We start from the raw sequence: 11,063 nt of genomic DNA on the forward strand, positions 1-11,063 counted from the left end.
ATTTCTCATTCTTACATTATATATAATAGGGAAAGGTTCTTACCCTTTCATAAAATCTTAATAACACCTGTAAGTGATTTATACTGCTTGTAGACGTTTTAGATGGCACAATAACAACTTACCATTACCATCACGTAAGTGCATACCATTGCCTCTACAATAGCGGAAATACTTGCAATCGGCACACTCATCCTTACGCATCCACTCACGATTACGATAGGGTTGGTATCGATTTTCCCACACTTCCATGAAGTCATCTTCATAAATATTGCCTTGATGATAGTCGGCACGAATACTCGCACAAGCCGAGATGGAACCATCAACTAGTACCGATCCGGTCGTTATACCGGCATTACAAAAGAAGAAATTATCGCGTACATCGCCCTCATAGTTGCCCAAGAATCCTTCGCAACCGTAACTCGTATGGATTCGTCCTTCCTTTCTTGTCTGCTTGATGAAATCAAAAAGTCCTCTGAATTCTTCATTCGTAAGGCGCATCATTGGGTCATAGGCAGCCCTACCCACAGGGAATACACTGAACAAACGCCAAAGTTTAACACCCTTAGCAATCAAAAACTCCTTGATATCATTCAACTTTCCATAGTTTTGACGGTTCACACAAGTCACCACATCAAACACCAATGGATAGGCAGCCACCATCATATCAATAGCACAAGAGACTCGCTCAAAGCTATGCTTGTGCCCTCTCATCCAGTTATGATCCTCCTCTAGCCCATCCATACTCACGGTGATGGAATGCAATCCGGCATCCAGTAACTTATTGAAACGTTCTTGTGTCAAGTACAACCCATTAGTCACCATACCCCAAGGGAATCCTTTCTCATAAATAGCAGCGCAACATTCCTCCAAATCTTCACGCATCAAAGGCTCTCCACCAGTCACGACAACGAACACTTGATGCGGATCTTGCTTGGCAGCAATGCCATCCAACACGCGCAAGAAATCTTCTTTCGGCATGTCCCTAGCCTCCATCTTCACCTTACAATCGCTTCCACAGTGCCTACAATGAAGATTACAACGCAACGTACATTCCCAAAACAACTGGCGCAAGGGATGCTCTTCCACCTTTTGATTGAGCATTTTGCGCCACAATTCCAATGCCACTTTACGGCGAAATGATAGAGGTGTTGCTTTCATTTACTTCTTTTGTTTCTTCAATTTCTTATCTGCTGTCACCTCAAAGTACCCTCTATTCCATCCGGAACCTTTTTCTTTTTGCACAATAGTGACCTGCGTGCCTTTCAAAGAGCTCTTTTCAAACGTGCCACCATTGGCTTCGCCGTCCACGTCTTCAAACATAACGACAAGGTCTTCCTTTAAATATCTTTCACTAGAACTATACAACTTTTTAGTAGAGAATTTCCCTTCTGCATCTGTATAGACGGTATCGCGTCCTCCCAAATAGTTATTAGTTGGTATTGCAACAACTCGTATGCCCTTGATATGAGCTCCATCTTCCGTCTTTACCTGTCCTTTTACTTGGAATGAAATATTAGGAACGCCATATTCACAAATCATTGGTCCATCAGGGTCGTCTAAAGATTTGCTACAAGAACCAAATCCTAACAGGGTAAACAATGCTGCCAATAGAGCATTATACCAATGTGTAAATTGTACTTTCATGGTCAATTCATTAAATGTTACTATTATAATAAGGAGTGAATCTACTTCGACTTCTTAGTTAATTTCTTATCTGCTGTCACCTCAAAATCACCCCCATACCAATGCTCTCCTTTTTTCTTCTGTACAATAGTGACCTGCATGCCTTTCAAAGAGTCCTTTTCAAACGTACCACCATTGGCTTCGCCGTCCACGTCTTCAAACGTTACAACAAGTTCATTCTTCAAGTATGACTCCCCATAAGTCTTTAACTTCTTCATCTCAAAATTACCATTGGCATCGGTATAAGCCGTATCTCTCCCCTGCGTTTCACGATAATTTCGACTTTTTATTGTCACTTGAATTCCTCTTAGATCGCTTCCCGTGTCTCCTTTCACGTTTCCTTTCACTTGATAAGACACTATTGGTGTACCATATTCCTCAGTACCTGTAGAATCACAAGATTCAAAACCGAGCAGCGAAATCAGCGAAGCAAGAATTGCACTATACCAATGATTAAGCCTTATTTTCATGTTTCTTCTATTAAAGTTTTCTATTGTTATAATCGCAAAAATAATAAATCTTGCGCCCTATTTCCAACTTTTCGCCCCTCTTTATACTTTTTTAATCTTGTTAAAAACTGATTTCAGCACCACCTCTAGAGCAAGAACAAAACATAATAGTGTTCACATTATCTGAACAACAATAATAGAAGATGTAATCATTACAAAACTTTTCAATTGTTTTCTCAATTGGATAACTTTTTTTACGTAACTTTGTCGAAAGTTGAACGAAATAGAATAGATCTTATTTAAAAGTCTAATAAGAGTTTAACAGCAACCAAAGCATAACCAATTTAACATCAACGACTTAGGTTAAAACAGCAATAATGGAAATCAAGAAAAGGAATGGTAAAATCGAAATATACGATTTACAAAAAATAATATCAGCTATCAAGAAGAGTTTCAACAGCGTAAACAATCTTCGACATGAGCAAGAAATCGAAGCTATGGCAAACGAGGTAGAATGCTACCTCAACGAACATGGCGACAAACGAGATGTTGAAAACATTCAAGACAAGGTAGAAAAGACTTTGATGGAACACGGTTTCTACGACGAAGCCAAAAGTTATATCCTCTTCAGATGGCAACGAAACGAGCAGCGAAAATACATTAGGAACATCGCATTCAATATCGGTGACAATGGCATAGAAGAGGTTCTCAACGGCATTCGTCAAGACTTTCGCGAGGCAGAGTACAGCGTCACACTTCTATCAGATAAGTTTGTAAGTTTCTCAAAACCCCTCATGAGCCAAAAAGAAAAACTCAACGCGCTCATCAAAGCGGCCGTAGAACTTACCACGGCAGAAAGTCCGATGTGGGAAATGATATCAGGCAGATTGCTCAACTTCCAAATAAACCGAGGCATTGAAGAGGAAGAAAGGAAGTTAGGAATCAATACTTTCTACGAGAAATTGCGCTACCTGACAGACGAGAGACTCTACGGCAGCTACATACTAGACAACTATTCCAAAGAAGAGATAGCCAAAGCCGAGGGCTTCATGGTCGAATCGCGCAACCACCTATTTAATTATAGTGGGCTCGACTTGCTGGCCAAGCGTTATCTTATCCGCACTTACGACGGTCGAATTATTGAGCGTGTACAAGAGATGTACATGGGTATAGCCCTCCATCTAGCCATGCCGGAGAAAGAAAATCGCTTGATGTGGGTGGAGAAAATATACCATTTGCTCAGTAAATTGGAAGTGACAATGGCCACCCCCACCCTTTCCAACGCTCGCAAACCTAACCACCAACTCTCCAGTTGTTTCATCGATACAGTCCCCGACAGCCTCACTGGCATTTATCGCAGCATCGACAACTTTGCACAGGTAAGCAAATTCGGTGGCGGTATGGGCATGTACTTCGGCAAAGTAAGGGCTACCGGAGGCAGTATCCGTGGCTTTAAGGGAGTAGCCGGAGGCGTCATCAGATGGATGAAATTGGTCAACGACACCGCTGTGGCAGTAGATCAACTGGGCATGCGACAAGGAGCTGTGGCCGTATATCTGGATGCTTGGCACAAAGATATACCCGAATTCCTGCAGCTACGCACCAATAATGGCGACGACCGCATGAAAGCTCACGACATATTCCCGGCTATCTGCTACCCCGATTTATTCTGGAAAATGGCCGAACAAAGCCTCGACCAAAACTGGTACTTGTTCTGTCCGAACGAGATTTTGCGCGTCAAGGGCTATTCACTCGAAGACTATTACGGCGAAGAATGGGAACGCAGATACCAAGAATGTATAGACGACGCCCGCATCTCACGCCGCATCATCACCATCAAAGACTTGGTAAGGCTTATCCTCCGCTCTGCCGTTGAGACCGGAACTCCCTTCACTTTCAACCGCGACATCGTGAATCGAGCCAATCCCAATTCGCATAAAGGCATCATATACTGCTCTAATCTATGTACCGAGATTGCTCAAAACATGGCTTCCATCGACGAAGTGAGTCGCGAGATACAAACCAAAGACGGTGAAACAGTGGTGGTAACGACAGTCAAACCGGGCGAATTCGTAGTATGCAATCTTGCCAGTCTGTCGCTCGGCCGATTGCCTTTGGAAGATAAAGAAGCTATGTGCGACAAGGTAGCCACCGTCATTCGTGCGCTCGACAACGTCATCGAACTCAACTTCTATCCCGTTCCTTACGCCCAAATCACCAACCATCGCTATCGCAGTATAGGTCTCGGCGTGAGCGGTTACCATCATGCGCTGGCCACTAGAGGCATTAAATGGGAGAGCGACCGCCATCTAGAGTTCATGGACGAAGTGTTTGAAACCATCAACTATGCAGCCATCTCTGCCAGTTCAGACCTAGCCAAGGAGAAAGGGCGGTATCAATACTTCGACGAAAGCGACTGGCAGACAGGGGCATACTTCGACAAACGCGATTACAAATCGGAAGAATGGACGCAACTCCGTCAAAAGGTTGCCGACCAAGGTATGCGCAACGCCTATCTATTAGCCATTGCTCCAACCAGCAGTACAAGCATACTTGCGGGTACGACAGCCGGACTCGACCCCATCATGCAGCGTTTCTTCTTAGAAGAGAAAAAGGGCGCCATGCTTCCACGTGTGGCTCCTGCCCTCTCCGACCGCACATACTGGCTCTATAAAGGTGCCTACCACATCAATCAACAGTGGAGCGTACGGGCATCGGGTATCCGTCAACGCCATATAGACCAAGCCCAGAGCATGAACCTCTATATTACCAACGACTACACCATGCGCCAAGTACTCGACCTCTATCTGCTTGCTTGGAAGAGCGGTGTCAAGACCATTTACTACGTACGCAGCAAGTCGTTGGAGGTTGAAGAGTGCGAGAGCTGTGCCTCATAATCCCACGACCCCATCACCCTATAAACCGAATTGATAAAATAAACGATATGGATAATAATCAGTTACAGCGCAACGCGCTTTTCAATCCACAAGGAGACACCGACCTAAGACTACGCCGTATGATAGGTGGGAACTCTACTAACCTCAACGACTTCAATAATATGCGCTACCCATGGGTAAGCGATTGGTATCGTCAGGCTATGAACAACTTTTGGATTCCGGAAGAAATCAACCTCACACAAGATACCAAAGACTACCCCAACCTACCTCAAGCAGAGCGCACGGCATACGATAAGATATTGAGTTTTCTCGTGTTTCTCGACTCATTACAGAGCAACAACCTGCCCACCATCAGTGAGTACATCACCGCAAACGAGGTAAATCTCTGTCTACATATACAGACTTTCCAAGAGTGTGTGCACAGCCAAAGCTACAGTTACATGCTAGATACCATCTGTTCGCCCGAAGAACGAAACGACATACTCTATCAGTGGAAGACCGACGAACACTTGTTGAGACGCAACACATTTATCGGCGACTGCTACAACGAGTTCCAAGCCCACCGCGATAAATTCCGTTTGATGAAAGCATGTATGGCCAACTTCATCCTCGAAGGCATCTACTTTTACAGTGGCTTCATGTTTTTCTACAATCTTAGTAGAAACGGTAAGATGTCGGGCTCGGCTCAAGAGATTCGCTACATCAACCGCGACGAGAACACCCATCTATGGCTTTTCCGCAACATCATCGTAGAGTTGAAGCAAGAAGAACCCGATCTCTTCACGTCAGAGAAGATGGCTGTGTACGAGGAAATGATGCGCGAGGGCATCCGACAAGAGATAGCTTGGGGGCAATATGTCATTGGCGATAACGTACAAGGACTCACCCAGCAGATGGTTTCCGACTACATACGCTATCTAGGCAACCTGCGTTGGCACAGTCTGGGATTCGGTTACCTCTTCGAAGATAATCGTTCGGAACCAGCCGATATGCAATGGGTGGCACAATATTCAAACGCCAACAAGGTGAAAACCGACTTCTTCGAGGCCAAAAGTACGGCCTATGCCAAGAGTACGGCACTCATCGATGACTTGTAACAATCTAAAAGGCGAACCCAATGGTTCGCCTTTTATCGTATACCACATCTACTTGACAATAAATCAATTTCTTTATGCCCCGACTGCAAGGTCAAAACAACATCGCTGCATAGCCTAGGCAATGATGCTGAAAAGCCTCAACAGCATCGCTGACAAGCCGTTGCAATTTATCAATAATAGCCTTCCTACCACTGATATTTTCTTGTTTCTAAGTTTTTTTTCGTAACTTTGACGCTATAATTATAAGGAAAACATATTTCTATGGACGACGAGATAAGAGACAACGAACTATCGGAGAATTCGGAAGACACACTTGTTGGGAACACAGGAAACGACTACAAGCCTGCCGACAGGTTTGATGCTTCGGCCGTACATCACCTGAGTGGCATGTACAAGAATTGGTTTCTTGACTATGCTTCTTACGTGATTCTGGAGCGTGCCGTGCCCCATATAGAAGATGGTTTGAAGCCCGTTCAGCGACGTATCTTACACTCTATGAAGCGCATGGACGACGGTCGATACAACAAGGTGGCCAACATCGTGGGACATACCATGCAGTTCCATCCTCATGGAGACGCTTCTATTGCCGACGCATTGGTACAAATGGGACAGAAAGATTTGCTCATCGACACACAAGGGAACTGGGGAAACATCCTCACGGGCGACCGTGCGGCTGCATCACGATATATAGAAGCACGTCTATCGAAGTTTGCTCTCGATGTAGTTTTCAATCCGAAGACTACCGAATGGCAACTCTCTTACGACGGGCGTAACAAAGAACCAATCACTCTACCGGTCAAGTTTCCATTGCTATTAGCGCAAGGTGCCGAGGGTATCGCTGTGGGATTGAGTAGCAAACTGCTGCCACATAACCTCAATGAAATATGCGATGCCGCCATCAATTACCTGCGTGGAGAAGCATTCCAACTCTATCCCGATTTCCCTACCGGTGGCTCTATCGACGTAAGTAAGTACAACGACGGGCAACGTGGTGGGTCCTTGAAAGTAAGAGCCAAGATAGAAAAGCTCGACAGCAAGACACTTGTGATCAAAGAAATACCGTTCAGCAAGACCACCAGCAGCCTCATCGATTCCATTCTGAAAGCTATTGAAAAAGGAAAAATCAAGGCTAAGAAGGTGGACGACAATACTGCTGCCGACGTAGAAATACAAGTACATCTAGCTCCGGGTGTCTCTTCCGACAAGACGATAGATGCACTTTACGCTTTCAGCGATTGCGAAGTGAATATCTCGCCCAACTGTTGTGTCATTGAAGACAACAAGCCTTGCTTCCTCACTGTGAGTGATGTGCTTCGCCACAGTGTAGACTCCACGATGGGATTATTGCGTCGTGAGCTACAGATACGCCGAGACGAGTTGCTCGGCATGCTGTTCTTCGCCTCTTTAGAGAAGATTTTCATAGAGGAACGCATCTACAAAGACAAAGCATTTGAGGAGGCTAAGAACATGGATGCAGCCGTGAAACACATTGACAAGCGGCTGGAGCCTTTCAAACCTACGTTCATTCGCGAGGTGACACACGACGATATCATGCGCTTGATGGAAATAAAAATGCAACGTATCTTGAAGTTCAGCAAGGATAAAGCCGATGAACTGATAGCCAAGATGCAAGGCGAAATCAAGGACATAGAGCATGATTTGGCTCACATGACCGACGTTACCATCAACTGGTTTGACTTTATCAAGCAGAAATATGGCAAGCAATATCCACGCAAAACTGAGATTCGTTCGTTCGATACCATTGAAGCTGCCAAAGTAGTAGAGGCCAATGAGAAACTCTATATCAACCGCCAAGAAGGCTTCGTGGGTACAGGTTTGAAGAAAGACGAGTTTGTTTGTAACTGCTCAGATATTGATGATATCATCATATTCTTTAAAGATGGCAAGTATCGCATCACCAAAGTAACCGACAAAATGTTCGTGGGTAAGGGCATTATCCACCTACAAGTGTTCAAACGCAACGACCGACGAACAGTCTACAACGTCGTCTATCGCGATGGAAAGAAGGGATATTACTACATCAAACGGTTCAACGTGTTGGGCGTAACGCGCGATCGAGAGTATGATTTAACTGCCGGTACACCGGGATCTAAGGTTATGTACATGACAGCCAACCCCAACGGAGAGGCCGAAGTAATAAAGATTACACTCGAACCGAACGAGAAGAAGGTGCGTACACGCCTGTTCCGAGAGAAAGATTTTGCCGAAGTGAAGATTAAGGGACGTGCATCTCGCGGTAATCTTTTGGTGAAAGAAGAAGTTCATCGCATCGGTTTGAAGAATCGCGGACACTCTACTTTGGGTGGTCGCAAGGTATGGTTCGACCCCGATGTGAACCGTATTAACTACGACGAGCATGGACGTTTCCTCGGCGAATTCAACGATGACGACAGCATTCTCGTCGTTCTTGACAACGGAGAATACTATATTACCGACTTCGATGCAAACAATCACTACGAAGACAACATTCGTATCATCGAGAAATATGTGCCGGAGAAGGTGTGGACAGCGGTGGTCTTCGATGCCGACAATCAGAATTATCCATATCTGAAACGCTTCATGCTCGAAGCAACAAAGCGCAGACAGACTTATCTAGGAGAAAATCCGGAGTCTAAAGAAGTGTTGCTTACCGACACGGTATACCCTCGTATACAAGTCAACTTCGGTGGTGCCGACGGCTCACGTGCCCCACTTGAAATAGACGCAGAGCAGTTTGTAGGCGTCAAAGGATTCAAGGCCAAGGGCAAACGTATTACCACTTGGCAGGTGGAAGAGATTCAAGAGTTGGAGCCAACGCGCTTCCCAGAACCTCAAAACACTGAATCTCAAGATACCAATGAGGAAGAAGAGGAAGACGAAGACCTTGATCCTGATGCAGGAAAAAGCGAACAACAGGTGAGAGATGAGATTACCGGACAGTTGAGTTTGTTCGATGATGTGGATGTATAGCAAGCTATCCCAACCGGTCAAGAAGGTTGTTTTGTGCTTAATCAGTGGCCTATGGACCATCGGAATGCAAGCACAAAGCGATACCATGAAGGTTTTAAATGCCTTCATGGTGGGCGTAGGTACGACCAATCTATTAGACACCTATCTCTCTCCAGAGAAGTATCGAGGCACCGAACTACGCCTGATGTGGCAGTCGGTACGCGAACCTAACTATAGTAAATGGTCGCGCGAGATTACCATACAAGGCGATGTGGCGTTCGCAGGAAATCGCGCCGGCAACGGAACTGAGATGGCTGGCATGTGCAACTTCTGCTATGCGTGGCATTACAATTGGCATTTTGCCAATCATAAATTAAACCTCAAACTCGGCGGAATGGCTGATACCAACGTGGGATTTATTTATAATAACCGCAACGGAAACAATCCGGCACAAGCCCGTGTCTACATCAATTTGCAGCCATCAGCCGTCGCCAGCTACCAGTTTATACTGCATGGACGCCCCACTTTCGTACGTTATGAAGTGGCAGTACCGCTCGTTGGCCTCATGTTTAGTCCCGCTTACGGACAAGCTTATTACGAGATATTCTCGGAGGGGAACTACGATCATAACATCGTGCCGACTACAACGGTCTCTACTCCATCCTTGCGACAGATGCTGACACTCGATTATAAACTTGGCAGAACGACCATACGAGCCGGTTATTTAGGCGATTTCCAGCAGTCGTATGTGAACAATTTGAAGACACACATTTATACCCACGCCCTCATTGTGGGCTTTGTCAAACGTTTCTCTTTTGCAAAGAAATGAAGAATCCACACCCTTTCATATCGCTTCTGACCGCCTGTTTGTGCATGATATATTGTTTTTCATCATGCGTAGACGAAGAAGAATTTGCCCAAACTCCGCAAGGTAATTTCGAAGCATTGTGGAAAATCATGGATGAGCACTACTGTTTCTTCTCTTATAAAAAGGTAGATTGGAACGAAGTACACGCACGCTATGCGCCACAGATAGACAACAACATGTCGCAAACACAACTGTTTGAGGTATTGGCCAACATGTTATCGGAGTTGAAAGACGGTCATGTGAATCTATTTACAGCGTTCGATCTGGCACGCAATTGGAGCTGGCATGAAGATTATCCGAAAAACTTCAGCGACTCATTGCTGTCCATCTATTTGGGGAAAGACTATAAGATTTCAAACGGAATGAGCTATCGCGTGCTCAACGATAACGTAGGTTACGTGCGTTGTTCCACCTTTAATCGCGATTTCGGAAGCGGAAATCTCGACAATATATTGTCGGCATTGGTAACTTGCCGAGGCCTCATTGTAGACATAAGAAACAATGGCGGAGGCATGATGACGAGTGCTAAGGAGTTGGCTGCACGCTTCACCAACGAGCAAATACTCGTCGGTTATATGCATCATAAGACTGGTCCGGGACACAACGACTTCTCGCCGATGACGGAACAGACTCTCTCTCCAAGCAAAGGAGTGAGATGGCAAAAACCCGTAGTGGTGCTGACAAACCGTTCGGTGTATAGTGCTGCCAACGAGTTTGTGAAGTATATGAAGTGCTGTCCGAACGTCGTGGTGGTGGGAGACCGCACAGGTGGTGGTGCCGGATTGCCTTTCTCCAGTGAGCTACCCAATGGTTGGGGCGTACGATTCAGTGCTTGTCCCATGTACGATAAGGATAAAAAAGACACAGAGTTTGGTATCGAACCAGACCATACGGTACACCAATCGACGGCGGATTTCGCACGTGGACGTGATACGCTCATTGAGTATGCCCGACAATTATTGGCAAAATAATTTCGTAGGAAATTGCAGTTTCTAAATATAAATATGTATCTTTGCACTCGCAAATGCGCTTGTGGCGGAATTGGTAGACGCGCTAGACTTAGGATCTAGTAGTTCACGCTGTGTAGGTTCGAGTCCTATCAGGCGCACGAAAGGTAAAG

Annotated in this window: 8 protein-coding genes and 1 tRNA gene; 6 read left to right on the forward strand and 3 right to left on the reverse strand. The window is 45.4% G+C overall.

Annotated elements, in window-relative coordinates; genetic code table 11:
- Positions 1 to 78: 78 nt before the first annotated feature.
- The 3 genes from HMPREF0671_RS10995 to HMPREF0671_RS11005 are packed head-to-tail and all read right to left on the reverse strand — an operon-like array spanning position 79 to position 2,153.
- The gene (locus tag HMPREF0671_RS10995; protein ID WP_036900610.1) at positions 79 to 1,158 is read right to left on the reverse strand and encodes a TIGR04133 family radical SAM/SPASM protein; all 1,080 of its coding nucleotides are present in this window, start codon (positions 1,156 to 1,158) and stop codon (positions 79 to 81) included.
- Positions 1,159 to 1,644 (reverse strand): radical SAM-associated putative lipoprotein, encoded by a 486-nt coding sequence (locus HMPREF0671_RS11000; RefSeq protein WP_036900612.1) that lies wholly within the window; start codon positions 1,642 to 1,644, stop codon positions 1,159 to 1,161.
- A gap of 41 nt (positions 1,645 to 1,685) precedes the next feature.
- On the reverse strand, positions 1,686 to 2,153 hold the full coding sequence (locus HMPREF0671_RS11005; protein ID WP_036900614.1) for a radical SAM-associated putative lipoprotein: 468 nt from the start codon (positions 2,151 to 2,153) through the stop codon (positions 1,686 to 1,688).
- Positions 2,154 to 2,509: 356 nt separating this feature from the next.
- On the opposite strand from HMPREF0671_RS11005, the gene HMPREF0671_RS11010 reads away from it, so the two are divergent.
- From HMPREF0671_RS11010 to HMPREF0671_RS11035, 6 genes are all read left to right on the forward strand, one after another.
- Positions 2,510 to 5,029: a ribonucleoside-diphosphate reductase subunit alpha gene (locus HMPREF0671_RS11010; RefSeq protein WP_036900616.1), complete on the forward strand. Its 2,520-nt coding sequence runs from the start codon at positions 2,510 to 2,512 to the stop codon at positions 5,027 to 5,029.
- 47 nt (positions 5,030 to 5,076) lie between these two features.
- A complete protein-coding gene (locus HMPREF0671_RS11015; protein ID WP_036900618.1) occupies positions 5,077 to 6,126 on the forward strand; it encodes a ribonucleotide-diphosphate reductase subunit beta in 1,050 nt (349 codons plus the stop codon).
- Between the two features lie 261 nt (positions 6,127 to 6,387).
- Positions 6,388 to 9,096, forward strand: coding sequence for a DNA gyrase/topoisomerase IV subunit A (locus HMPREF0671_RS11020; RefSeq protein WP_036900619.1), 2,709 nt, complete (start codon positions 6,388 to 6,390; stop codon positions 9,094 to 9,096).
- Positions 9,080 to 9,904, forward strand: a complete 825-nt coding sequence (locus HMPREF0671_RS11025; RefSeq protein ID WP_369793993.1) for a DUF3316 domain-containing protein — start codon at positions 9,080 to 9,082, stop codon at positions 9,902 to 9,904. Before HMPREF0671_RS11020 ends, HMPREF0671_RS11025 begins: the two co-directional genes overlap by 17 nt.
- The gene (locus tag HMPREF0671_RS11030) at positions 9,901 to 10,914 is read left to right on the forward strand and encodes a S41 family peptidase (RefSeq protein ID WP_052053030.1); all 1,014 of its coding nucleotides are present in this window, start codon (positions 9,901 to 9,903) and stop codon (positions 10,912 to 10,914) included. Before HMPREF0671_RS11025 ends, HMPREF0671_RS11030 begins: the two co-directional genes overlap by 4 nt.
- A gap of 55 nt (positions 10,915 to 10,969) precedes the next feature.
- Positions 10,970 to 11,051: transfer RNA gene (locus HMPREF0671_RS11035), tRNA-Leu, on the forward strand.
- Positions 11,052 to 11,063: the final 12 nt, after the last annotated feature.

The sequence above is a fragment of the Prevotella sp. S7 MS 2 genome, assembly GCF_000762865.1.
Lineage (GTDB): Bacteria > Bacteroidota > Bacteroidia > Bacteroidales > Bacteroidaceae > Prevotella.